Origin of the sequence: Lentilactobacillus rapi DSM 19907 = JCM 15042 (genome assembly GCF_001436255.1) — a bacterium.
GTDB classification, from domain to species: Bacteria; Bacillota; Bacilli; order Lactobacillales; family Lactobacillaceae; genus Lentilactobacillus; species Lentilactobacillus rapi.
On the sequence record NZ_AZEI01000049.1, the window covers coordinates 9,529 to 33,127 of the forward strand.

Here is a 23,599-nt window from a genome sequence, read left to right on the forward strand (position 1 = left end):
TGGATGCTGGCATCGTGCCAATTTCAGTTGGTGGTGGTGGCATCCCGGTTGTAACTGACGGTAACCAGTTGATCGGAAAAGAAGCAGTAATCGATAAAGACTTTGCGAGCGAAAAATTGGCTGAGTTGGTGGGCGCTGACGCCTTGATCATTTTGACCGCCGTTAACAATATTTTTGTTAACTTTAACAAGCCAAATCAGAAAAAGCTTGAGGAAGTGACGGTTCCTGAACTTGAAAAGTTTATCGATGAAAAGCAATTTGCCCCAGGTAGCATGCTGCCAAAAGTCCAAGCTGCAATGGACTTTGTCAACGCAACCGGTAACGAAGCGGTTGTAACGGCGTTAGATAACATTGAGGGCTTCATCGATAATGGCAGTGGCACGATTATTAAGCCGGCAGCTTCAAATGTTCGATGATTTGCAGATGTAAGAAACCAACAAGAATTTCCGACGTACCCTGATTGAAATAACAATTTAATAACAAGTTTATTTGAGAGGTATACTATCATGGAAAAAGATACTAATTTGGCAAAGAATTCCAATGGTATTGGACTATCTGCCCTCACAGCAACCGTTGTTACGTCGTCGATTGGATCCGGAATTTTTGCTTTAACCTCTGACCTTGCCCACGCTGCTTCTCCCGGACCGGCGCTGATTGCATGGGTAATTGTTGGAATTGGAATCTTGATGTTGTCACTGTCCCTAAATAACCTGGTAATGAAGCGGCCGGATCTTGAAGGGGTTTTTGCTTATGCGGAAGCCGGATTTGGGCGGTACGCTGGTTTTATTAGTGGTTGGGGATATTGGTTGTCCTCCTGGCTTGGTAACGTGGCGTTTGCAACTGTCATGATGAGCTCGATTGGCTACTTTTTCCCGATATTCAAGTCGGGCCAAAATCTGGCATCCATTCTTGTCGCCAGTATTGTTTCATGGATATTAACGTATATTGTTAACCGTGGAGTGGAAAGTGCTGCGATCTTAAACGCTATCGTTACAATTTGTAAGTTAATTCCGTTATTTACGTTTATTGTATTTGCCATCATCCTTTTCAAGGGGAACTTATTTACCGCGATGTTCTGGAATAACGTTAGCGGACACTTTGATGGCGGACAAGGAATTGCGATGCAGATTAAAAATTGTATGATGGTTATGATGTGGGTTTTTGTTGGTATCGAAGGCGCCGCAATGATGTCCTCACGGGCCAAGAAAAAATCTGATGCTGGCCGGGCAACAATCCTGGGACTATTCTGCTTACTGTTGATTTATATTTTGGCATCTGTTTTGCCTTACGGTTACCTGACTCGTGGTCAGTTGGCTAACATTAATCAGCCAGCGATGGTGTACATCTTTAACGATATGGTTGGGAATTGGGGAGGCACTTTTATCAGTATTGGGTTGATTATTTCAATCCTGGGCTCTTGGCTGTCATGGACTATGTTACCAGCCGAAACCATGAGATTGATGACCAATCGAAAATTATTGCCGCCAATTTTTGGCCGGGAGAACAAGAAGAAAGCGCCGACCTTTTCTCTGGTATTAACAGGATTTCTGATCCAACTATTCCTATTTACCTTGCTATTCACGGAAAAGGCATATAATTTTGCTTATTCATTATGTACCGCAGCGATTGTGATTTCCTATATATTTGTTGCTGCCTATCAAATCAAGCTTTCTTGGACGCATATCCATGAAGAAGGGAATACAAAGCAGCTCATTATTGGAATTATTGCCATTGCTTTCCAAATTGTTGGAATCACTCTGGCTGGGCTTCAATATGTCCTGCTTTGCTTCATTGCTTATATCCCAGGGATATTTTTTTATGCCAAGGCGCGAAAAGATAATGGGGCTGCGCATGCACTCAGCAAATCAGAATGGCTGATTACTGTTATTATCACCGCCGGGGCTATTGTAGGAATCTTATTATTAGTCTTTGGAATGATCACGGTTTAATTTAGTGGAGGAAATAAAATGGAGATTGCAGGTTTTGGAGTTGAAGAATGGCTTAATGTTTGGGAAAAAAAGGCGACTTACGATATTGCCCAGAGTACGATTTCATCAATGACAATGCAGGAGATCTTGGACCTCGATGGCAAGAATGGCCAGACCTTTTATGAGTTACTAAATAAACAAAAAATGAATTATGGCTGGATTGAAGGGTCCCCAGAGTTTAAGCAGGAAGTAGCTAAGCTGTATGATCATATTGACCCGGAGAATGTCTTACAAACTAATGGAGCGACTGGTGCAAATCATTTGGCACTCTATGCTTTGGTTGAACCAGGCGACCATATAATCTCTGAGTATCCGTCATATCAGCAACTTTATGACATTCCAAAGTCTTTGGGAGCCGAGGTTGATTATTGGCATATTCATGAGGAAGATGATTGGTATCCAGACATTGCTGAGTTAAAAAAGTTGGTTCGTCCAGATACTAAATTGATTTGTCTAAATAACGCCAATAACCCAACTGGGACTATCTTAGATCGTAAGTTCTTGGAACAAGTTGTGGAAATTGCCAAGTCTGTGGATGCCTATGTTCTGGTCGATGAAGTGTATCTACCATTGGATGATCCTTCTAAATTTGTATCAATTGTAGATTTATATGATAAAGGCATTGCCACTAATTCCTTATCGAAGACTTACTCGGTTCCAGGAATTCGAGTTGGCTGGACGGCCACCAACAGCAAGCTGGCTGACCTATTCAGAAAATATCGAGATTATACAATGATTTGTTGCGGCGTCTTTAACGATATGCTCGCAACCTACATTTTACGGAATCGGGACAAGGTTCTTGATAGAAACAGGAAGTTAGTTCTCAACAATTTGGAAATATATCGAAAATGGATTGATTCTGAGCCACGGGCAAGCGTTGTGATGCCTCAAGCTGTTTCAACCTCGTTTCCAAAATTAGACGTGCCAGTGGATATTGAAGAATTTTGTATTAAACTGCTAAAGGAGCAGGGGGTCTTACTGGTTCCAGGAAACCGCTTTGATATGCCCGGGCATGTCCGCTTGGGCTACTGTGCCTCCGAAGCAACCTTGCGAGAAGGATTGAAACGACTTTCCCTTTTCATGAGACAATATGATTAATCTGCGATTCTATTAAAAGTAAGAGCCCCAGTATACGCCCAGCCTCATGGCGTTTACTGGGGCTCTTATTTAATCAGAGATTTATTTAATGTATTCAGCCGCTCGAATGCGTTACACTTTTACTGAGGAGACAACTATGTAATCGTTTTAATGAGGAGATTAATCATGATCATGAAAGATAAAAGTGCTTATCAGCGCTATGCGGATAATTTGCGAACCCATCCCGAGTTTGGCCCGCTGGATGATGCCGATATCCAAAAGGTGATTTCGGCGATGAAAATTAAAACATATCACCGCGGTCAAATCCTGTTTGATCAGGGTGATTCACGGGATAATTTCTACTATTTGATTGACGGTGTTGTTAAATCGTTTCACTGGGACGAAGATGGCGAGGAGCAACTGTATTTATACGTTCGCCAGAACAAAGCATTCCCGTATATCGGCTTATTTGACGATGCTGATTACGCTTACACAGTTGAGAGCATGACAGAAGTGAAATTGGCCGAGATCCCAATGAACTTGTACGAGGAAGTTTTACGCAACACGCCTGAGTTAATGGTGAACGCGATTCGCGAAATGAGCCGGATTATCAATATGGCCGAAACCCAGTTGCAGAAGATGGTCACGACGAGTGCCAAGTGCCGAGTTTGGAACGCAATCTGGTTTTTAGGTCAGCAGATAGGAGATGATCAAGAAGATGGTTCGATCTTGATCCCTTACCCAATGACATTGGTGGAATTATCCAAGGTGAGCGGAACGACCCGCGAAACCACCAGTGCGATGGTCCAACAGTTGGTTAAGGAAAACAAGGTTCGATACAATCGAAAATATTTCAAGATTTTAGTTAGAGACGAAACATCTACCTAAAAGGAGTGAATCAATATGAAAGAGAAAGACGGTAAGTTAGGCTTAATGGAACTCATTGGCCTCGTTGTCGGATCAATCATCGGTGGTGGTGTATTCAACTTAATGCACGATATGGCCGTCGGTGCTGGTCCTGGTGCGATCATTATCGGCTGGATCATTACCGCGATTGGAATGGTCATGTTGGCGATGACCTTCCAGAACTTGATCATGAAGCGGCCGGATTTGGATGCCGGGATTTATAGTTACGCGGAAGCCGGTTTTGGTAAGTACATGGGCTTTAACTCTGCCTGGGGTTATTGGCTGTCCGCATGGCTTGGCAACGTTGGTTACGCGACCCTACTGATGAGTGCGGTCGCTTACTTCCTACCAGTCTTTGGTGATGGACAAAACATTTGGTCGATCATTGCAGCGTCCTTTATCTTGTGGGCCTGTCACTTTATGATTCTTCGTGGGGTTGAGTCCGCATCATTTGTCAACGTTGTGATTACTGTTGCTAAATTGATTCCAATTTTCTTATTTATCATTATTGTTTTATTCGCATTCAAGCTGAACATGTTTACAGGCAATTTCTGGTTCACCCCATCTGGTAAATTCCAGTTTGCGGATGTCATGGCGCAAGCAAAGAGCACCATGCTGGTAACCGTATGGGTATTTATCGGAATTGAAGGCGCGGTTGTCTTTTCTGGCCGGGCTCGTAAACGTTCAGATGTTGGTAAAGCAACCGTTCTTGGAATTATTACTGTTATTCTGATTTATATGTTAATTACGTTGCTGTCATTTGGTGTTATGAGCCGAGCAGGCTTGTCACACTTGACTCAACCAGCAATGGCCGACTTGTTGGAAAGCATCGTTGGTAAATGGGGCTCAGCAGTTGTTAACCTGGGGTTGATTATCTCAGTTGTCGGTGCTTGGCTCTCATGGACCATGTTCGCTGGTCAATTGCCATATGAAGCCGCCAAAGAGGGATCCTTCCCGAAGATGTTCGCCAAGGAAAACAAGAATGGCGCACCAATTACCTCATTGACTGTCACAAATGTGTTGGTTGAATTGTTCATGTTTACGTATTTGATTACGGCGCAGGCTTATAACTTCTTCTATTCAATCGCCAGTGCCGCAATTCTGATTCCGTACGCATTCTCAGCATTCTATCAACTGAAGTACTCGGTCCAAAGTGATCATGGCAAGGGCCGAACCGGTAACATTATTATTGGAATTATCTCAAGTATTTACGCCTGCTGGTTGCTGTTCGCTGCAGGAGCCAATTTCTTATTGCTGATGTCATTATTGTTCGCTGCAGGGATTCCAGTATTTTGGATCTTACAGAAACGAGACAATCATGCTAAGAAAGTATTTGGCCCAATCGAAATGACGCTTGCAATCGTGATTGTGATCGCTGCCATCTATACAATTTATGGTTTGGTAGTGGGAAAGATTACATTTTAAGTGAGCGACGAGCAACGGTTTGACGTGGTTATATAAGGGACCTCGGGCTAAAATCCTGGTTTTGGATTTTGGCCCGAGATCCCTTATATATTGAGCGTCAGTTGCGTCGGAGCGGTCCTAAAAGAGTGAGTGGAGCAAAGCGGTTAATAACCGAAACATAAGTCGCCCTATTCAGAAATCCCGGGGTTTGGATTTTTGAATAGGGTGCTTATGTGCAGGTTATTGCTTTGCGGAGCGGTCCTCCGCTGAATGTAGAATCGAAGATTCCACAAAAGTAAATTGGAAGTCCTCAATCCAGGGTTTAGATTTTTGAATAAGGTGCTTATGTGCAGGTTGCGGAGCGGTCCTACTTCTATGTAGATTAGGACAGCTCCGCAAAGCATAAGCTTGCACCTAAGCCTCCACCACCAAAAATCCAAACCCAGGATTTCTGGTGGTGGAAACTTAGGCTCCAGCTTATAACCGCTTTGCGTCGCTCACTTGATTTTCTCCCCCAAACCAGTAATAATGAACCAATATTAATCATTTGAGAAAGTGGGAATCATATTCATGACAGATCTATTTTTTGATTTCGATGGGACGATTGCGGATTCTGAAATTGGCATTGTGAAATCAATCAAGTATTCCGTCAGCAAAATGGGCTTGCCTGAACTTTCAGCTGACCAATACCGCAAGTTCATCGGGCCTGCATTGATCACGAGCATCAAAAAATACTATCCACAATTATCAGCTGAGGATGTGACCCGGGCGCTGCAGTATTATCAAGAGTACTATCATAGTGAGGGTATCTTCCAGCTGACAATTTATCCCGGGATTTTGGCCGAATTGACAGCTCTCAATGATGCGGGCTATACGCTCCACATTGCTTCTGCTAAGCCGGAGCCAATGATCAACGAAATTTCCAAACATTTTGAGCTTGGCCAATATTTTGCGGGTGAATTCGGGGCTACTTCAGATGAACGCACCCGGGTGACTAAAACAGCTGTCTTAAAATACGCATTAGAAAAAGCGAACGCCAATCCACAACAAAGTGTCATGATTGGCGATCGCGATACCGATATGCTCGGCGGCTATCATAATCAAGTAAAAACATTAGGGGTAACTTATGGGTTCGGGGATGTCCCAGAACTCATTGGTGCCCATGCGTCAGAGATTGTGGACAAACCGGAACAAATTCAAGCTGGGGTCAGTCGATTAGTCGGCTAAGGCTTGATATACGAATAACCAGCTTCTTGAAGCTTCACCAGATCAGCGACGCCCGCGGGGACTACTTGAACCCCTGCTGGCAGCTGATCTTTTTTAATGGTATGACTATTCATAGCGTTTTGGCAGGCATGAAATTCAACCGATTTAGCGGTTAGCTGCGCAATTGAATCCTGTAAGCTGCCCACTAAGTAACCCAAGATGGCATCACCGTTTACTAAGACGACAATCTTGTAGGTTTCGCCCACCTGATCGCCAAACGTCAAGAGATTACGGATATTGCCAAGTGTGTGCTGCCACTTATCCATTTCGTCAACATGAAAAACAACTTTATGCATCATGGTCGGCCTCCTTAGCGAGCTGATGGTTGTCTAAAGCTTTCAAAAATTGGGCATAATCCTGATGAACCTGTTTGGCGTAGGCCACTGCCCAATCAACGAGGCTGTTGGCCAACTTTTTCTTTTTGCCGACATAGCCTCGAACGATGGCAGCAGTTGGGCTTTGCGCGTGCCCACGGGCTAACAGGAGCGCACAAATCTTGGTGTAAGTTTCAAAATCATCCTGATCCATTTTATTGAGGTCCATTGATTCCTTCATATCCCAAAATTGGCGGACGTAGTAGCTGCGGTTGGACGAGTCATTATGGTAGAAGCCCAATAGTGGATCGGATGCCCGTTGGAGAACTTGTTGACAAGTGACGATTCGTTCACCGTTATCTGGGCCACTCTGACTGTAAGGGGTCGTGACGTCAAATCCTTGGAACCGCCGAGTCTGCAATGCTTCCTTAATTTGGAGAACCAGATGGCTGCCATCGATGGCGGTCAGTAGAACAAGATAACAGCGAGTGCCAAAGCTGCCGACGCCGACACTGTGACGGACGATGTCACTGATATGAAATTGCGACAGCAATACAGTGACATCCGGGCTGACAGTTTGGTCGTACTTTTGCAGATGATCGCTGATTTCTTTAAACCGTTTATCGGAAACGTGAACGGTTCTGGGTGCATTCTCCTTAAAGACAAGGTGGCCGCGACTATCAATCGTGGTGAATTTTTTGACCACCCGTTCCGAATCTCTTGATGAGGCACTGGTCAAAATTTTGCGCCACAGCTTTGGCAATGGTTGATCATCAGCTTCGGACTTCAAGAAGGTTTCCACTTCAGTTGAAAAGTAGTAGCGCTCCATTGCGGAATGGTCGTCAAAACACTCACAGAGAATTTGTTGGTAAGTGGCCACCGCAGACTTCATAATTTCTTGGTTTTGATCATTGTCTAAGCCCAGCTGTTCGCCAGCGAGAAGAATGCTGACAAGCAAACGGCGGACGTCCCAATCCCAAGAGCCAATTGTCGACTCATCGAAGTCATTGAGATCGAATAATAGTTTGCGTTCAGGGGAGGCGTAGAAGCCAAAATTGCCAATGTGGGCATCTCCGGAAATCACAACCGGAATATTTGTCGAGACTTGTTTTGACAGGTCAAACGCCATTAGCTCGTCGGTGCCGCGGAAAAATGAAAATGCCGAGGCCGCCAACCGTTTGTGCCGCAAGGGCAACAGTTCCTGAATTAGTTTTCGCTCAACGTGTTGGATTCCTTGGACGATATCTCGATCAACGGCTTTGTACTGAGCCAATTTTTCAAAGGGGATCTTATCCCGGTCAGCTTTTCCCATTTGGACCAATTCACTGACAGATTTATTGATTCTAATTTTGCTTAAATCGTACCGCAAATTATCAGTGGCCTGCTTTAATCCTAGTACTTGCTTGGTTGGCATGATAGACGCTCCTTTTAGTTTTAATTCCATTGTGGTCATGGGTGTGGAGAGAGTCAAGGTAAACGTGCTACAATGAGATTAACGAGTATGATGGAGATTTTATATATGAAAAAAATTTATTGGGAAAGTATCGAAATTGATGACAGCAAGTTTTTCTTCACCGTTACCAATAAGGGCTTGAACTTTGTTTCCAGTCCGGGGCGGTTCTTGTCGGAAATTTTCGATTTCTATCCAGAAAACCGTTATCAATATCAATTTATGTATGACGAGTCGGTCACCGGTGTTTATCTTGATGAATTAACGGATTATTTTAATAAAAAACGGACCAGTTTTGATTTGCCATTGGACTTTGGTAATCTTGGAACGCCATTACAGCGAAAAGTGTGGGCTGAAATTCAGCAGATCCCCTATGGTGAGACGATCACATATAAGCAGTTAGCTGAGAACGTGGGCAAGCCCAAAGCAATTCGGGCGGTTGCCAGTGCAGTGGCCCAAAATCCACTGCTAATTGTGGTGCCTTGTCATCGGGTCATCAAAACCAGTGGTGACATCGGCGAATATCGGGGTGGTAAGGACATCAAAAAATTCCTTCTCCAATTCGAGAAGGAAGCAGCCCCCAAGCGAACGCTCATTAAGAAATTACCATTGCCTAAGATCAGTCAATTAGGTAGACCTGGTCTTTAATCAAATCAAATGATTGGTGGTGCTGATTCAAACGGTGACTGGTTTCTGGCTTGATGTAATGAGCCTCTGACCAGAACTGTTTTGAATTTGTGGCACCATTTTTTTCGCCGATCACAATTAATTCGAGTTGATCATTTTTTGAATTCCTGATGGCGTTTAAGACTTCGACGTCAATCGGACTTTTATCTGGGGACCAGCTCATGATGACATATTTAACTCGGTCTTGGTATTGATTAATGGCGGCTAGTGCATCTAATTTTTCGACCGGAATGACTTGATGCTTGCCGGTCTGGTTTTCATTAACCCACTCGAGGCTATCGGTTGGATAAATATTGACCCCTAAGTCTTTTAATCCCTTTGAAATGTAGCCATTGCCGGCCATGATTTCTAATGCAGCGTCCTGACCAATATACTCAGCCAGATCTTTGATGAACGGGGCAGAAATATACGCCCACATTCCATATTGTGCTTCCAAGTAATCTCGATAAGAACGCAGCAATTTGTCTAGTTTTGGTAATGCGTCAGTTAGCTGATTCCAGAGGCGGTCACCTGCGGGATCATCTTTTGCAAAGGTTTGGTTGATGTGCTGAAAAATTTGGTCCTGACTATCATCTGGGAGTAAGAGCTCTGGTAAGTCTTGGGGCAATAGTCCAGACTTAATTAAGTGGTCGCTTTCGATGACGTTATTAATCAGGAATTTGATTTGTGGATAATCTGAAAACATCTCTCGATAGTTCAGCATTTGCGTGATATAGCTGGTCTCGGGGGATGTCTTATGGCCGGATTTGTGTTTGAGTAGTTTCTTTTTTTGTTTATTGGTTAGCATGTGAACTCCTAAATGACGATTTGTTGGAAAGCGTGGTTATGATGGTTACCGGAATATTGCTGTTGATCTTGTTGGGGCTAATTGCCTGGTTAACCAGGGCGATTGTTCAGAAAAATAAAGTACAAATTATTTGGAGCAGCGTCGCGATTGTAAGCTTTGTGCTAGTGAGCTGCTGGGGATTATTGGTGATGCTTGGAGAAATAAGTGAGTGATGCTGGCTAAGGACATAGCTTTCACCGGATCTCCAGTTGATCACTTCACCAAACCGACGTCAACCCGTTATTGCCCCAGATCCAGCTCCTCTTGGTGTAATTGTGTGCCAGGCTTTTCCGGTCGGCTGTTCATTCCGTGGACATAGCCGGAAATCAGTTGGTAGATTTCATAGCGGTCTTTTGAATTGAGCTGTTCGCCATTAAATAACAAACTTTTGTCTGATATAAATAATTTTGCCAGATCATACGTATTGTTTTCAGCCAAACCGGTCAGATAATCCATCGTGACGTCGAAAAACTTGGCTAATTTTTGAACTTCTACATAAGAAGGCGTTCTGACCCCTCGTTCCCAGTTACCAATCTGGGATGGGGTGTTCATGTCGTGGGTTTCTTTGGTTTGATGGAACTCCTCATTTAAATCCTCTGCCAAATCTGACAAAGTAAGGTGTTGACCCTTCCTTAATGCGCGTAATCGTTCTGGAAACATGTAATCACCGTCCTGTTCGTTAATTTCATTATACTTCATTTTAGTGGTTGACAAAATGCACGGGCTTCATTTGTTAAATATGTTAATATGGTGGACAGTGAACTTAGACAGGTGGGTGAATTCATGAAAAAACGAACGAAAATCATTATTGCTTGTACCTCTGTTGTGGCGCTGGTGACGCTTGGCTTATTTGGCGCCGGTCTCTATTTCTATCAAGTAGCCGTTGTGCCGGCTCCCAAGTCGTTTTTAAGCAAGTCGCATCGAATTAGTCGCAACAATCCCCAATACTCAGCCCACCAGTGGTACCAGCATGTCACTAAAAAGCGCTGGTACGAGGTGTCGGCTACGCGTCATTTGATTTTGGATGCCAATTATATTTCCGCTGCCAAGCCAACCCAGAAGACTGTATTGATTGCGCATGGGTTCATGGGGAATAAGGACAAGATGTTTGCTTATGCCTACATGTTCCATCGGCTTGGGTATAATGTCCTGTTACCAGATGCCCGGGGTCACGGCGATAGCCAAGGAAATTACATCGGTTACGGTTGGCCGGATCGTTTGGACTATGTTAAATGGATCAAGAAGGTCATTGCCACAAATGGGTCGAATTCGCAAATTGTCATGTTCGGCACCAGTATGGGTGGAGCCGCAACTATGATGGTGAGTGGGGTTAGTGACCTTCCCAAACAGGTAAAAGCCTTTGTAGAAGACTGCGGCTATACCGATGTTTATGATGAGGTTGCTTATCAAGCCAAGGAATTGTATCACCTGCCAAAATTTCCGCTGGTCGGGATCGTCAGCTTGATTAACCACGCGAAGAACGGGTATTCCTTTAAACAGGCCAGTGCATTGAATCAGGTCAAGAAAAATCAGCGGCCAATGCTATTTATTCATGGCGCCAAGGATCACTTTGTCCCCACTAAGATGGTGTATCCACTGTATCGGGCTGATAAAGGTCCAAAGCAACTGCTGATTGTGCCTGGGGCCAGCCATGCTGATTCTTACCAGAAGCATCCGACATTGTATCGGGACACGGTGAAACAGTTTTTGGCAAAATATGTCAAGTAGCTGAGGTAGGCTAAAACTGTCGCTGTTTTTTGCCGCGTCAACGGTTTGAATATGTTAAAATAATTTTAGGACTGTTTTTCGAAAGGAGGTCTGCACTTGATTTACGTCATACTTGGGGTGATTGCCTGCATTGCTGGGGCCATCGTCGGAGTTCAGGCACAGAAACGCCGACATCAAACAGAAATTAATAATGCCAAGGCAACTGCTGAACAATTAATTAAAAAAGCAAATTTAGAAGCAAAAGAAAAATCCGAAAAAATCATTGCTGATGGTGAAAAACAAACGCAAGAATACAAGGATTCTATTGAAGAAGAACTTGATAGCTATCAAACGGACAATGTAACCCGTCAAAGTCGGATTGATCAACGCCAAAACGGGTTAACTCAGACCTCGGAGCGCTTGGATGAGCTCCACAAAAAGTTGGCTGAGCGCCAAACTGATTTAAATGATCTAAAAACCGCCATTGAGAAGTTGGATCAACAAGCGGCTGGCCTAGCTAAGCAACGGATTGCTACCTTGCAAGAACGGGGCAATCTTTCAATTGACCAAGCTAAACAACAAGTTTTGGACCAACTTAAAATTGCGTTGGATCGCGAAAAAGACGTCGAACTAAAATATCAAGACGATGAAGCTCAAGTGAATGCCCCGAAGATGGCCAAAATCATGGCCGTTGACGCCATTCAACGGGCACCATTGGATATTCCCCGGGAACATATTGAACATTCAATCCAAATTTCTGATGTGAATACGAAGCAAAAATTGGTTGGCCGGGAGTCTCAGAACATTCGTTATATTGAGACCCTGACTGGGGTAGATTTGGTGTTTGATCCAGATGATCCATGCCTATTGCACGTCGTCACGCAAGATCCATTGCGGCGAGAAGTTGCGAAGACGACCATTTCAAATCTGCTGGTGACCAAGCAAATTAATACGCAATCGATTGAACATCAAGTTGACATTGCCCAGCAGGATTTGGGTAATGAATTGCGGCGAACCGGTGAAAAGGTCGTTGGTTCGCTTCATATTGGCTGGATGCATCCAGACTTGCTCAAGATTGTTGGTCGCTTGAAATATCGAACCAGTTATGGTCAAAACGTCCTGAATCATTCCGTGGAAGTTGCCGATATTTCTGGTTTGCTGGCTGCCGAGCTTGGCCTTGACGTGAAAATCGCCAAGCGCGCCGGCTTACTCCATGATATTGGGAAGGCCATTGATCGTGAAGTTGATGGTACCCACGTTGAACTTGGGGTTAAGATTGCCGAAGCTTACAACGAGGATCCACAAGTTGTTAACTCCATTGCTTCTCACCATGGGGATGTCGATGTGACAACGCCAATCGCCCATCTGGTTGCTGCCGGGGACTCAATTTCTGGTGGTCGTCCGGGGGCTCGTAGTGAATCTGTTGAAGAGTATGTGAACCGCCTGAAGAACTTGGAACGCATTGCCAGCGAAAAGAAGGGCGTTAAGGAAAGTTATGCCATTCAGGCTGGCCGGGAAATTCGGATTGTGGTTGATCCAAAGCAGTTGGATGATCAGCAAAATCAGAAGCTGGCTGAACAAGTCAAAGATCAGATTGAGGATGAATTAACTTATCCAGGTAAAATTAAAGTCACCTCTATTCGTGATTTTAAAGCAATTGCGTATGTCGGAGCTGAAAAAAAGAAGAAATTAAAAAAAGCAGGTCGGGGCGCCTAATCACTGGCCTAATCCAAAAACTGAGGTTGTATTTCCAAATGATGGAAATAGTAACCTCATTTTTTTGGCTATTTTTTTAAACTTGAGTTGACAAGTGTAACTTTCAAGAATATGATAGACACAATCAAAGTTTACACATGTAAATTTAAAAGGGAAACGGAGATGGGAACTTGAAGATAATTGTATTAGTGCTTGGACTTATGGTGATTGCGTTTATTGGTTGGTGGTTCTTTGGGAAGCATGATGTTGCCAAAGTAGATGCGAAAGTGAACGATGACCGCCAGATTGTTGATGTTGAAGTGAAGGGTGGCTATTCACCGGAAGTTGTGGTTTTAAAAAAGGGCATTCCCGCAACATTGAACTTTACCCGGAAAGATTCGTCGTCCTGTTTGGATCGGGTTGTTTTTTCGGACTTTGGAATTAACCAAGCCCTGCCGCAAAATCAGAAGCAGGCAATTAACGTTGATACGAGTAACGCTGGCGAATTTCAGTGGGCGTGTGGGATGGATATGTTCCACGGTAAATTAGTTATTAAATAAATGGAGGAATCAATGATGAATGAGAATAAACAGACAATGAACGTGACAGTTGCCGGTGGCTACGAGCCTTCAGTGATCAAATTTAAACAGGGGGTGCCGGCAGAGATCAACTTTACCCGAACAAATGACCAAGGCTGTTTGGATGTGGTTCATTCCAAGGCACTTAACTTTTCAGAAGAGCTGCCAATTAATGTGACCAAAACCGTTCAAGTGCCAACCGATAAGGCTGGTGAATTCAGCTTCAGTTGTGGAATGGATATGTTCAGTGGGAAAGTTGAGGTGGGTTAATGACCATTACGAAACGTTTTTGGATTTCACTCGTATTTTCGTTGCCAATGCTGGTGGAAATGATCCTCAAACCGTTTGGATGGATGATGCCAGGCGGCGAATGGACGATGCTGGCATTGACAACGGTTGTCATGATGGTTGCTGCCGGACCGTTTCTCCAAAGTGCTTGGGCATCGTTTAAAAAGCATCATTCGAACATGGATACCTTGGTTGCCGTTGGTACAACAACCGCTTACGTATACAGTATTTACGCAATGGCGACCAACCAGCCGGTTTTCTTTGAGAGTGCGGCCTTTGTGACGACCTTTGTGTTACTTGGGCAAGTTTTCGAAGAACGAATGCGTAACAATGCCTCAAATGCCGTTGAAAAGTTAGTCAACCTTCAGGCTAAGGATGCCGAGGTTGTACGTGACGGTAAGGTGATCAAGTTGCCATTATCCGAAATTGTGGTCGGTGACATCATCAAAGTCCGTCCCGGCGAAAAGATCGCTGTTGATGGTCAAATTGTGAGCGGCTCGTCAACAATTGATGAATCGATGATTACCGGTGAAAGTATGCCGGTTGAGAAAAAAGTTGGTGACTCAGTTGTTGGGGCAACTGTTAATGGAACGGGGACCTTTACTTTTAGAGCTGGCAAAGTCGGTCAAAATACCATGTTGGCTCAGATTGTTGAGTTAGTTAAAAAAGCCCAAAATAGTCACGCACCCATTCAAGGGTTAACCGATAAAGTGTCGGGAATCTTTGTCCCGCTTGTGCTGATGATTGCGATTCTCACCTTTTTGGTATGGTACGTCCTCATCGGTGCCAGTGTTGCCAGTTCATTGATCTTTGCCGTATCAGTCGTTGTGATTGCCTGCCCATGTGCGCTTGGACTTGCAACGCCAACGGCACTGATGGTTGGAACCGGCCGCAGTGCTCGAATGGGAATCCTCATTAAAAATGGTGAGGTGCTCGAAGCCGTCAACGATGTCAAAACGGTTGTCTTCGATAAAACCGGAACGATTACGGTTGGCAAGCCGCAAGTCACGGATGTGATTGGGGATGCGGATAAAGTGTTGCAGCTCGCGGCCAGCTTAGAGCAATCCTCAGAGCATCCCCTGGCAACAGCAATTATCAAGAAAGCCAAGCAGTCAGGCGTTCCGATGAGTCCTGCCCAGCATTTTCAAGCAATTGAGGGTAAGGGCGTGCGAGCCAATATTGATGGTGAAAGCGCGTTTGTTGGCAACGATAAATTACTGGCTGATGTGACGGTTAGTGATGCCCTTAAATCAAAAATGATCGCATTGCAGCAACAAGCTAAAACGGTCGTCTTTGTTGGTCAAGGCACTCAAATTGTTGGGTTGATTGCGATTCAAGATGCTCCCAAGTCAACTTCTAAGGAAGCCATTTCCGCTCTTAAGTCTCAAGGACTCAAAACAGTGATGTTAACTGGGGATAACTCGGCGGTTTCCAAAGCCATTGCGGATCAAGTTGGCATTGATGAAGTGGTTGCCAACGTGTTACCTGCAGACAAAGCCAACCAAGTTAAGAATTTCCAACAGTCCGGCAAAGTGGCCTTCGTTGGTGATGGCATTAACGATGCGCCTGCCTTAAGTACTGCCGATGTTGGGATTGCCATGGGATCCGGAACTGACATTGCGATTGAATCCGGTGGGATTGTCCTCGTTAAGAATGATCTGCGAGACGTATACAAAGCCCTGGAGCTGAGTAAGAAGACATTTAATCGGATTAAACTCAATCTGTTTTGGGCGTTCGTCTACAATGTTTTGGGCATTCCAGTTGCCGCTGGGGTGTTCTACTTCATTGGGATGACGCTGAGCCCTGAATTAGCAGGGCTGGCAATGGCACTTAGCTCGTTGTCAGTGGTCACCAGTTCAGTCCTGTTAAATCGAACAAAGATTGCCGAGGTTCCAGTGCCTTCTTAGTATGGCGCAAGATTAAGCCGAACAGCAATTTGATCTCAAAAATTAAATGAAAAAAGCCGTGCATTCAGATTGTTTGGAATGCGCGGCTTTGAATTTCGGGATCAAGACATCGTCTGGCTCAATTGCCCTAAATTCATGTCTATTCTTGTTTTTTAAAAATAAATGCTCGAATTACTTGGGAATAATTTTAAAATTATGATTATTGGTTGCTTCAACCACCGGATGCTTTTGGAGGTATTCCAGAATCACTTGACTAATTGTTGTATCGCTGCCAGCGACAATTTTGTCTCGGGTAAACATCGGATAGTGGCCACCACCACTTGCCCGATAACGGTTTAAGGCAATATAGAATATTTGATCATCACTGACATCTTCGCCATGATATTTTAATTCCGTCACGCGATTGCCGACTGGTCTAGAAATATTTAAGGTGTAATCGATGCCTTCGTACATGTCGTAGTTATAGAAACGTTCCTTTGGAAACATGAACTGCTCATTGACTACCACTTGGCCGTGTTTGACATCAAAGTACTTTGCACTGACTTCCAGAGCAGCCCGTAAATCAGCACCGGTGATCCGTGATTTGACGAGGGTGTTCGGATAGACGTAGTTGGTGATGATATTGCGCATTGTGATTGGATCTTCAAAGCCGTGTGCTTCGTTATTATAAAGAGCGGTTGCGGAGATGTCGGTCCCCATTTTATCCATTTGGATTTTTTGAATAAATTCAATAAATGCTGTTTCGTTGATGCGGGCTTTGAATGGGTCGTCGAATGTGAGGCTCCCCTTGATCTTAGATAATGGTTCATCAAGCCAGTGCTGCAGGTGTTCGGATAACGCAGAAATGGTTTCACCGATTTTTTCGTCAGGATCGCTGTCACTGACACTAATCAGTTCGGAGTTGGTTCGGTTGATTTGATGATCCTTATTGGAGACATTGAAGGAGATTTTGCCAACAAATTCACCGCGGGATCCTGGCTGGATAATTGGCACGTTAAATAACCGGCTGGCTATTTTCCGGTGTTGATGGCCGGAAATGAAGGCGTCAATGCCGTCAATATGTTGGAGAATATCATAGCCGCGGTTTTCGCCTGGGTTAATATCGTTCCAGTTGCCGGTATGATCACGTTCAAAACCACCGTGATAAACGACAACCACGATATCTGCTTTTTTTCTGAGTTCTGGCACGTATCGTTTGCACGCGTCAAGCTCTGAAATTAAGTTGAAGTCGTTGAGGTCGTTCACGTTTTTCCATTTTTTCGTACTGGTGGTCGTTAATCCCAAAAAGCCGACCTTCACATTGGCGACGTCGATAATTGTATACGGATCTGCCAATAATGGTTCATTATGATTATCCACAATGTTGGCACACACGAAATGCCGATTTGAGTGCTGCATCATGAAGTTCAGATAATTTAGCCCGTAATCGAATTCGTGATTGCCGATCGTGCCAATTTGATAACCGACTTGGTTGTATGCCGAAATGAAAGATTCTTGATCCTGTTGGTCAGCCTTCTTGGCGACATAATATGCCATAGGCGACCCCTCAAGGAAGTCGCCATTGTCGATTAAGATGATTTTTTCATCGGGATGTTTTTGAATATATGTGTTGATGGCCGTGCAATCTCGTTGTAATCCAAATGGCTTATCCGAGCCGGAATCCACGTAATTGGTTGGCTCGATAAACCCATGGGTATCACTGGTCGCAAGTAGTGTTATTTTCATTTTTTCACCTACAAAAACAATTATAGTGTCAAGTATAGTCAATTGGGGTGGGGATGTAAACGTCAGAGTGTGAAGCTAAGCGGTTAATAATCGGAGTGTCAGCATGTTTTTTGGTTACAGAGACTTATATGTCGGTTTCTAATTACTTAGCTCTGCCCATTATCCTGCATAAAGACCATCTGATCCGTCGAAATACTTTGATTCAACTGGTCTGAAATATTTCGCGAAATTTTCTCCGTTCTGAAGGCATCTGCCACATACGTGTACTCATATTGGAAAGCTTGAATTAGCAGGCTTTCTCGCCGGCCATTGGCTTCATCTGAGTTGTCGAAGCGCAGGTGGCGGAAATTATACCCGTTCCTGACAAAATTGACTGAAGCCGTGTTATGAGCCGTTTCAATGCTATCCAGATAATCATTCACCTTTTCGAACGCCATTTCTTCGATCAGCAAGCTCATCTGACGGATTTGTTTCCCCTTTTCGACCAGCTGGTTAAACTTTTCGGATCCGCGGCCTTCCTGACTTTGGGCGTTAGATTGTCGGCCTCGACGTTTGACTTCTTTTTTGGTAACTTTTCGCTTCTTGAACCGGTGGGTTTGTAAGCGGATCAGATATTTGATCCTTGTCCAAAAGCCGGAACCCCGGCTGGACGCAGAAACCATTCTTCTCGAAAAAATATTTGCAAACTGTTGGGAGATCTTGCCTTCATTCAATGCATCGACAACGACTTGGGCTTCAATTTCTCTGGCATGGGTCATGATATCCCGAATTTCGGTCCGATTGGTTGCCCGGTTGTTCTTTTGACTGTTGAGCATATCGATGATGTAATTGCGGTCAACCAGTGAGATAGTGCCATCTGATTTAACTTTGGAGATCGCATAAGCCACCATTTCACCTTGATATTTTTTGAAGGTTCCCTGATCTTGATCTTTCTTTTGAGGCAGCAAAGCCGGCAAGATAATTGTTGGAACCAGCAGGCTGAGTAAAATCACAATCGTGGCCACAAAGATCAACTGACTTCGATAAGGAAAGGACTTACCAAACGCCGTAAATGGCAGGGATAACGCCATTGACAAGGTTATCGTGCCATGGACGCCACCGATTGCTGTCAATAAGGCCTCTTTTAAAGTGGCGTCTTGGTGATGGTGGGTTTGAACCAGATTGAATTTGACCCATAGAAACCGAATGATGACCATTAACAGATAAATCCCAGCACCAAATAAGCCAAGTTCTAAGATGAGGATGTCAGAATAGGGCATGATTTGGGCAATAACTGTTGGTAAGGTAACGCCCAGCAAAACGAAGACGATGCCGTTTAATAGGTTAGCAGCAATTTGCCAGGTGGCATTGGTGACTAGCCGAACATTGGTGGAAGTCAGTTTTAACTGGCTCTGGTTGATACCATGCATGATGCCGGCGGAAACCACCGCTAAAATACCCGAACAGCCGAGAATTTCAGAGATCAAATAAATGGCAAATGGCGTCATTAAGCTGAAAGGCACAATTACACTGGTGGTGTCCATGGATTGATTCACCAGAAACGTCCGTAATTTGACGAAAAGTAGGCCAGCAAATAGCCCGACTAGGATGCCGCCAAAAAAGCTGATCACAAATTTCGTGAGGCCCTCAGTGAATGAAAAATCACCGGTTAGAAAAGCTGCGACGGCCAAATTGAAAATCACGATTCCAGACGCATCGTTAAATAGGGATTCGCTTTCCAGAATACCGTGGACGTTACTTGGAACCTCAACGTTTTGGGTAATGGACTTAAGGGCAACAGAATCAGTTGGGGTGACAATCGCCGCCAGTGCAAAACACAACGCCAATGGAATCGTTGGCATCAAGAAATGGGCGGCCCCTCCGATGACAACCGCGGTGATCACTGCTAAATACACGGCCATTGAAAAAATATGACCAATGGACTGCCGAAACTGATTGGAATCGGTATTTTGCCCATCATTAAACATCAGTGGCGCAATGATACCCAGCATGAAGATCTCTGGAAAAAGGGAGAAATCGTGAAAGATCGGAAGTAACGACAGAATTAACCCACAGCCAATTTGATAAAAAGTGAGTGGGATTTTTGGAAAAATCGGGTAAATCATATTTGAGATAATGGCGGATACAATTAGCAGTGCAACCGAGTAGAAGGCTTCCAAATTAACACCTCAATATAGAAATTTATGATGATAAACATATTATAATGTAATGGGGATAAAAAAGGGGCAAAAAAATTTCACAAAATACTAACGAAAAGTAAGTAACGGTGTTGACAAAAGGTGTCGATATGTTAATATAGTCATTGAAGGATGTTGTTTCAGTTTCAAGGTTTCTGTATAGAACGGGGGGATTTGTAATGCTCAATTTATATGTTGCACAAAGTAGCGCTTCAAGTCGGAAGGCTCGGGCATGGTTGAAGAGCCATAACATCGACTTTAAGGAAAGAAATATCAATTCTAACCCTCTGAATGCCGATGAGGTCAAGCAAATCTTGCGTTTAACCGAGAATGGCAGCGAAGACATTATCTCTACTAGATCTAACATTTACAAGAAGTTGAACCTGGATATCGATAATTTAACCGTTTCTCAATTGGTTGATTTAGTTGTTAAGTATCCAGACCTCATTAAGCGACCAATTATTTTTGATGATCATCGTCTTGAAGTTGGTTTTAATGAAGAAGAAATCAGACGATTCTTGCCACGAAGTGTTCGAGAAGCAGAACTTCGTAAGTTGGAATCACAAATCAGTTAGTTAATTTAATTACTAAACAGTTATACGTATAAATAATCTGGTTCGAGCAAAAAGTTGCTCGAACCTCTTTTTTTGCTTGTGAAAATGGCCGGACCCGTTCAGATGGTTGAGTGGATGCCCTTACGGATAATTTTAGCGATAATAACATTTATCCGTAACAATTTCAAAGGAAAACCAATCAATATTCAATCCTTTTAAAGTGCCGACTAATAGCGGTTGTATTCTATCAATAACTTGCGTAAAATTAATTTCGTTAATGAAAGGGAGAGAATTCAATTGATTAAAATGGTAGCGCTCGATCTGGACGGCACGTTGCTGACCAGTGATAAAACAATTTCTAAAACGAATGAACTGGCTTTAAAGAAGATTCATGATGCGGGCATCAAAGTGGTTCTTTGTACCGGCCGGCCAATTAACGCAATCTGGCGATTTATTGAACAACTTGGCTTAACCGAGGCTGGGGACTACACGATCACCTTTAATGGGGCGTTAGTTGTTCACAATAACGACAAAGCGGAATTAGCAAAAAGTGGGATGCAAAAGCAATCTTTGCAGCCACTTCACGATTTTGTGCAAGCTCAGCATGCGCCACTCGATATTTTGGACTTCGAGCAGGTTTATCAGTTAACCGATTTGAAGCCTTCTATGTACAAACAGCAATTTAAGGGCGGCATTGATTTTGTTCCTAGCTCCTTTGATAAGTTATCGACGGCTGACTTGTATTCTAAGGCAATCGTCTGTGATGAGCCGGAATGGTTGGATCATTATCAGGCAAACATCGACGATCAATTGCGCAGCCAGTATCACATTGTCCGCTCGCAACCCCAAATTATGGAGTTCCTGGCACCAGAGATGGATAAAGTTGTTGGCTTAAAGGCATTGTTGGATCATTTTGACATGGACTTTACGAATTTGATGGCCTTTGGGGATGCCGAAAATGACCTGGGGATGATTTCTCACGCCAACATTGGTGTCGTGATGCAGAATGGTCAAGATAAGGTTAAGCAAGCCGGTGACGTTGTGACGGGCGATAATGATGATGACGGGGTTGCCCAATACGTTGAACAATACTTCGGTAAAAATGCCAAAGCTTAAACTAGTTGTTTCTGGCTTCATTAAGTACAATTGGGTTAGAACAACTTTTCCAAGTAGAAGTCTCAATGTATGCATCTCTGAGAGAAATCCCAAGCCCAGGAATTTTTTTGAGGTGTTTACACGTTGACTTCTAACCACTTGGATCCATTCATTAGGGGGGAATTAATCAATGAAAAAATTAATTGCAATTTTAACGGCGACTGCAGCCGCCAGTATCTTAGCATTTGCAGGACAAAGTACCACGGCTCAAGCTTCATGGTCGACTGGAACTAAAACATTGTGGACCTTATTTGAGCCAAATGGTGATCCAGATTGGGCCCGGCTATTTTCGACCGCAGATAGTGTGAAGGCGGGTAAAAATGGTTATGTCTGGAACTATAGTCACACCAAGCGGATTCACAACTTAAAGAACTATCCGAATACAACTTGGTATGCAGTTCGGGGGATTGCTAAGAATAAGCACGTCTATTATCGAATTTCTAATCCTAATTCAACTGTTAAGGGATTGGTTTGGAGTGGCTATGTCAAGCCGTATGCAACTAAGACAGCCAAGGACTTTAAGACGGCTGACCAGTTTAATAATTATCTTCAAACTGAACCATCTCAAAAGCTCACTCGGGCAGTGTTACGACAGTTACCGAACATTCCGGTTAGTTTTGAATTATCGAAGTATGCGGCCTATCGATTTGCCCAATTTCCAAAGCAAATTACTAATTTCACTGACATTACGCCAATTAGTACGTTGACGCTGCCAAAAACAGACTTTGCTTCAATCAAAAACTTTCAAACGGATTTAAATTCTCCCGGGGATGCTCAATTGGGAACCTACTGGGCATTAACGTACGGGCAACCCGTTAATTCACGGGCTGAGAAAATCATTGAAGCCCTTAATGATCACCAGATTGATTTATCACAATTTGATACCACTAATGGTAACTGGCGAATTGGCGTTAATATGAATGATGGTCAGTGGCCAATGACGTTGATTATTGCTAAAGAAACGGATTAATTTTGGCTTCAAGTAAAGCATTACTAAAGCTGATTCAATACTTGGAAATGAATTCATAATACGAGGAGTTTTGATGATGAAAAAATTAATTGGTATTCTAATCACCACAGTTGGCCTAGGTCTGCTTGGCCTTTCGGGAGCTGGCACGACTGCTCACGCATCTTGGCTTACTGGAACAAAAACGCTGTGGACAATGACGGCAGCCGATGGCGAGACCAATTTGGCACAGGTTTATTCAACCAACGCGCCGTCTTCTAAGAAGGCCTACATGTGGAACTATAGCCATACGAAGCGAATTCATAATTTGAAAAATTATCCCAACACCACATGGTATGCGATTCGGGGGATTTCTAAGAATAAACACGTTTATTATCGGATTTCCAATTACAACCAAACCATTAAGGGGCTTGTTTGGAGTGGTTATGTCAAGAAGTTCGCAAACAAGACGGCTGAGGATTTTAAAACAACTGATCAATTCCTAAACTACATCAAAACTGAACCTTCTCAGAAATTGGCCCGGGCCGTTTTGAAACGATTGCCTAATCTACCTGTGAACCTGCAGTTATCGAAATATGCGGCTGGCAGATTTGATTTATTCCCTCAAACAATTTCAGGCTTTACTGACTTAACACCGCTTACGACCCTGACCTTACCTAAATCAGATTTCAGTACGATCAAGGGCTTTGATAGTGGCATGACCCCAACCGCTAGTCAGCAATTAGGCTGGTATTGGGGCTTAACATATGGCCAACCGGTTGCCCCGCGGGCCGATAAGCTGACTGAAGCGATTAAGGCGCATAATTTAGATATGTCTCAGTTTGATTCCACCAAGGGCAATTGGCAGATCGGGATTAATTTGAATGATAATCCGTCGATGGGAACTGTGATTATTGCTAAGGAAACGGATTAATTTTGGCTACAAATT

At 43.8% G+C, this 23,599-nt stretch carries 22 protein-coding genes; 16 read left to right on the forward strand and 6 right to left on the reverse strand.

Going from position 1 to position 23,599, the window contains the following annotated elements; genetic code table 11:
• The 6 genes from FD12_RS14200 to FD12_RS06250 all read left to right on the forward strand — a co-directional run.
• On the forward strand, positions 1 to 416 hold a 416-nt coding region (locus tag FD12_RS14200; protein ID WP_476737551.1), incomplete at its 5' end, for an amino acid kinase family protein.
• A 90-nt stretch (positions 417 to 506) separates the two neighbouring features.
• Positions 507 to 1,949, forward strand: coding sequence for an arginine-ornithine antiporter (arcD, locus tag FD12_RS06230; RefSeq protein WP_056982226.1), 1,443 nt, complete (start codon positions 507 to 509; stop codon positions 1,947 to 1,949).
• 18 nt (positions 1,950 to 1,967) lie between these two features.
• On the forward strand, positions 1,968 to 3,086 hold the full coding sequence (locus FD12_RS06235; protein ID WP_056982228.1) for an aminotransferase: 1,119 nt from the start codon (positions 1,968 to 1,970) through the stop codon (positions 3,084 to 3,086).
• A gap of 171 nt (positions 3,087 to 3,257) precedes the next feature.
• Positions 3,258 to 3,953 (forward strand): Crp/Fnr family transcriptional regulator, encoded by a 696-nt coding sequence (locus FD12_RS06240; protein ID WP_225427259.1) that lies wholly within the window; start codon positions 3,258 to 3,260, stop codon positions 3,951 to 3,953.
• A gap of 15 nt (positions 3,954 to 3,968) precedes the next feature.
• Positions 3,969 to 5,396: an arginine-ornithine antiporter gene (arcD, locus tag FD12_RS06245; protein ID WP_054748961.1), complete on the forward strand. Its 1,428-nt coding sequence runs from the start codon at positions 3,969 to 3,971 to the stop codon at positions 5,394 to 5,396.
• Between the two features lie 549 nt (positions 5,397 to 5,945).
• Positions 5,946 to 6,602, forward strand: a complete 657-nt coding sequence (locus tag FD12_RS06250; RefSeq protein WP_056982230.1) for an HAD hydrolase-like protein — start codon at positions 5,946 to 5,948, stop codon at positions 6,600 to 6,602.
• Here FD12_RS06250 and FD12_RS06255 read toward each other — a convergent pair.
• Together FD12_RS06255 and FD12_RS06260 are read right to left on the reverse strand one after the other, a co-directional pair.
• Positions 6,599 to 6,937, reverse strand: a complete 339-nt coding sequence (locus FD12_RS06255) for a DsrE family protein (protein WP_056982232.1) — start codon at positions 6,935 to 6,937, stop codon at positions 6,599 to 6,601. The two genes, FD12_RS06250 and FD12_RS06255, sit on opposite strands and share 4 nt — an antisense overlap.
• The gene (locus FD12_RS06260; RefSeq protein WP_146985889.1) at positions 6,930 to 8,369 is read right to left on the reverse strand and encodes a DUF2252 domain-containing protein; all 1,440 of its coding nucleotides are present in this window, start codon (positions 8,367 to 8,369) and stop codon (positions 6,930 to 6,932) included. The genes FD12_RS06255 and FD12_RS06260 overlap by 8 nt, the downstream gene beginning before the upstream one ends.
• A gap of 105 nt (positions 8,370 to 8,474) precedes the next feature.
• Between FD12_RS06260 and FD12_RS06265 the strand changes: the two genes are divergently transcribed.
• On the forward strand, positions 8,475 to 9,053 hold the full coding sequence (locus FD12_RS06265; protein ID WP_056982233.1) for a methylated-DNA--[protein]-cysteine S-methyltransferase: 579 nt from the start codon (positions 8,475 to 8,477) through the stop codon (positions 9,051 to 9,053).
• Here FD12_RS06265 and FD12_RS06270 read toward each other — a convergent pair.
• Both FD12_RS06270 and FD12_RS06275 read right to left on the reverse strand, forming a co-directional pair.
• Complete coding sequence (locus FD12_RS06270; RefSeq protein WP_056982234.1) at positions 9,025 to 9,879, reverse strand: hypothetical protein; 855 nt, start codon at positions 9,877 to 9,879, stop codon at positions 9,025 to 9,027. The genes FD12_RS06265 and FD12_RS06270 overlap by 29 nt on opposite strands.
• Before the next feature lie 279 nt (positions 9,880 to 10,158).
• Positions 10,159 to 10,578, reverse strand: coding sequence for a helix-turn-helix domain-containing protein (locus FD12_RS06275; protein WP_054747363.1), 420 nt, complete (start codon positions 10,576 to 10,578; stop codon positions 10,159 to 10,161).
• 123 nt (positions 10,579 to 10,701) lie between these two features.
• Here FD12_RS06275 and FD12_RS06280 point away from each other — a divergent pair, with 123 nt between their 5' ends.
• The 5 genes from FD12_RS06280 (at position 10,702) to FD12_RS06300 (ending at position 16,093) form a co-directional block, all read left to right on the forward strand.
• Positions 10,702 to 11,646 carry an alpha/beta hydrolase gene (locus FD12_RS06280; protein WP_056982236.1) on the forward strand — a complete coding sequence of 315 codons (945 nt, stop codon included), beginning with the start codon at positions 10,702 to 10,704 and terminating at the stop codon, positions 11,644 to 11,646.
• Between the two features lie 96 nt (positions 11,647 to 11,742).
• Positions 11,743 to 13,341 carry a ribonuclease Y gene (gene rny / locus FD12_RS06285; RefSeq protein ID WP_056982237.1) on the forward strand — a complete coding sequence of 533 codons (1,599 nt, stop codon included), beginning with the start codon at positions 11,743 to 11,745 and terminating at the stop codon, positions 13,339 to 13,341.
• Between the two features lie 200 nt (positions 13,342 to 13,541).
• Positions 13,542 to 13,880 carry a cupredoxin domain-containing protein gene (locus FD12_RS06290; RefSeq protein ID WP_186825940.1) on the forward strand — a complete coding sequence of 113 codons (339 nt, stop codon included), beginning with the start codon at positions 13,542 to 13,544 and terminating at the stop codon, positions 13,878 to 13,880.
• A gap of 15 nt (positions 13,881 to 13,895) precedes the next feature.
• Positions 13,896 to 14,168, forward strand: coding sequence for a cupredoxin domain-containing protein (locus FD12_RS06295; protein ID WP_054747295.1), 273 nt, complete (start codon positions 13,896 to 13,898; stop codon positions 14,166 to 14,168).
• On the forward strand, positions 14,168 to 16,093 hold the full coding sequence (locus tag FD12_RS06300) for a copper-translocating P-type ATPase (protein WP_056982240.1): 1,926 nt from the start codon (positions 14,168 to 14,170) through the stop codon (positions 16,091 to 16,093). Before FD12_RS06295 ends, FD12_RS06300 begins: the two co-directional genes overlap by 1 nt.
• Before the next feature lie 171 nt (positions 16,094 to 16,264).
• Here FD12_RS06300 and FD12_RS06305 read toward each other — a convergent pair whose 3' ends face one another.
• Both FD12_RS06305 and FD12_RS06310 read right to left on the reverse strand, forming a co-directional pair.
• On the reverse strand, positions 16,265 to 17,818 hold the full coding sequence (locus FD12_RS06305) for a bifunctional metallophosphatase/5'-nucleotidase (protein WP_056982241.1): 1,554 nt from the start codon (positions 17,816 to 17,818) through the stop codon (positions 16,265 to 16,267).
• 146 nt (positions 17,819 to 17,964) lie between these two features.
• Positions 17,965 to 19,977 (reverse strand): cation:proton antiporter, encoded by a 2,013-nt coding sequence (locus FD12_RS06310; RefSeq protein WP_056982242.1) that lies wholly within the window; start codon positions 19,975 to 19,977, stop codon positions 17,965 to 17,967.
• Positions 19,978 to 20,174: 197 nt separating this feature from the next.
• On the opposite strand from FD12_RS06310, the gene spx reads away from it, so the two are divergent.
• The 4 genes from spx to FD12_RS06330 all read left to right on the forward strand — a co-directional run bounded on the left by spx (position 20,175) and on the right by FD12_RS06330 (position 23,584).
• Positions 20,175 to 20,570, forward strand: coding sequence for a transcriptional regulator Spx (gene spx, locus FD12_RS06315; protein ID WP_054747297.1), 396 nt, complete (start codon positions 20,175 to 20,177; stop codon positions 20,568 to 20,570).
• 285 nt (positions 20,571 to 20,855) lie between these two features.
• Positions 20,856 to 21,665: a Cof-type HAD-IIB family hydrolase gene (locus FD12_RS06320; protein ID WP_054747365.1), complete on the forward strand. Its 810-nt coding sequence runs from the start codon at positions 20,856 to 20,858 to the stop codon at positions 21,663 to 21,665.
• Positions 21,666 to 21,834: 169 nt separating this feature from the next.
• Positions 21,835 to 22,674, forward strand: a complete 840-nt coding sequence (locus FD12_RS06325; RefSeq protein ID WP_054747299.1) for a hypothetical protein — start codon at positions 21,835 to 21,837, stop codon at positions 22,672 to 22,674.
• Between the two features lie 76 nt (positions 22,675 to 22,750).
• On the forward strand, positions 22,751 to 23,584 hold the full coding sequence (locus FD12_RS06330) for a hypothetical protein (protein ID WP_054747301.1): 834 nt from the start codon (positions 22,751 to 22,753) through the stop codon (positions 23,582 to 23,584).
• The last annotated feature ends 15 nt before the right edge of the window (positions 23,585 to 23,599 follow it).

Bases quoted from the DNA above. Each gene is read 5' to 3' on its own strand.
- arcD (WP_056982226.1), top strand. From the start codon at position 507: ATGGAAAAAGATACTAATTTGGCAAAGAATTCCAATGGTATTGGACTA.
- FD12_RS06235 (WP_056982228.1), top strand. From the start codon at position 1,968: ATGGAGATTGCAGGTTTTGGAGTTGAAGAATGGCTTAATGTTTGGGAA.
- FD12_RS06240 (WP_225427259.1), top strand. From the start codon at position 3,258: ATGAAAGATAAAAGTGCTTATCAGCGCTATGCGGATAATTTGCGAACC.
- arcD (WP_054748961.1), top strand. From the start codon at position 3,969: ATGAAAGAGAAAGACGGTAAGTTAGGCTTAATGGAACTCATTGGCCTC.
- FD12_RS06250 (WP_056982230.1), top strand. From the start codon at position 5,946: ATGACAGATCTATTTTTTGATTTCGATGGGACGATTGCGGATTCTGAA.
- FD12_RS06255 (WP_056982232.1), bottom strand. From the start codon at position 6,937: ATGCATAAAGTTGTTTTTCATGTTGACGAAATGGATAAGTGGCAGCAC.
- FD12_RS06260 (WP_146985889.1), bottom strand. From the start codon at position 8,369: ATGCCAACCAAGCAAGTACTAGGATTAAAGCAGGCCACTGATAATTTG.
- FD12_RS06265 (WP_056982233.1), top strand. From the start codon at position 8,475: ATGAAAAAAATTTATTGGGAAAGTATCGAAATTGATGACAGCAAGTTT.
- FD12_RS06270 (WP_056982234.1), bottom strand. From the start codon at position 9,879: ATGCTAACCAATAAACAAAAAAAGAAACTACTCAAACACAAATCCGGC.
- FD12_RS06275 (WP_054747363.1), bottom strand. From the start codon at position 10,578: ATGTTTCCAGAACGATTACGCGCATTAAGGAAGGGTCAACACCTTACT.
- FD12_RS06280 (WP_056982236.1), top strand. From the start codon at position 10,702: ATGAAAAAACGAACGAAAATCATTATTGCTTGTACCTCTGTTGTGGCG.
- FD12_RS06290 (WP_186825940.1), top strand. From the start codon at position 13,542: ATGGTGATTGCGTTTATTGGTTGGTGGTTCTTTGGGAAGCATGATGTT.
- FD12_RS06295 (WP_054747295.1), top strand. From the start codon at position 13,896: ATGAATGAGAATAAACAGACAATGAACGTGACAGTTGCCGGTGGCTAC.
- FD12_RS06300 (WP_056982240.1), top strand. From the start codon at position 14,168: ATGACCATTACGAAACGTTTTTGGATTTCACTCGTATTTTCGTTGCCA.
- FD12_RS06305 (WP_056982241.1), bottom strand. From the start codon at position 17,818: ATGAAAATAACACTACTTGCGACCAGTGATACCCATGGGTTTATCGAG.
- spx (WP_054747297.1), top strand. From the start codon at position 20,175: ATGCTCAATTTATATGTTGCACAAAGTAGCGCTTCAAGTCGGAAGGCT.
- FD12_RS06320 (WP_054747365.1), top strand. From the start codon at position 20,856: ATGGTAGCGCTCGATCTGGACGGCACGTTGCTGACCAGTGATAAAACA.
- FD12_RS06325 (WP_054747299.1), top strand. From the start codon at position 21,835: ATGAAAAAATTAATTGCAATTTTAACGGCGACTGCAGCCGCCAGTATC.
- FD12_RS06330 (WP_054747301.1), top strand. From the start codon at position 22,751: ATGAAAAAATTAATTGGTATTCTAATCACCACAGTTGGCCTAGGTCTG.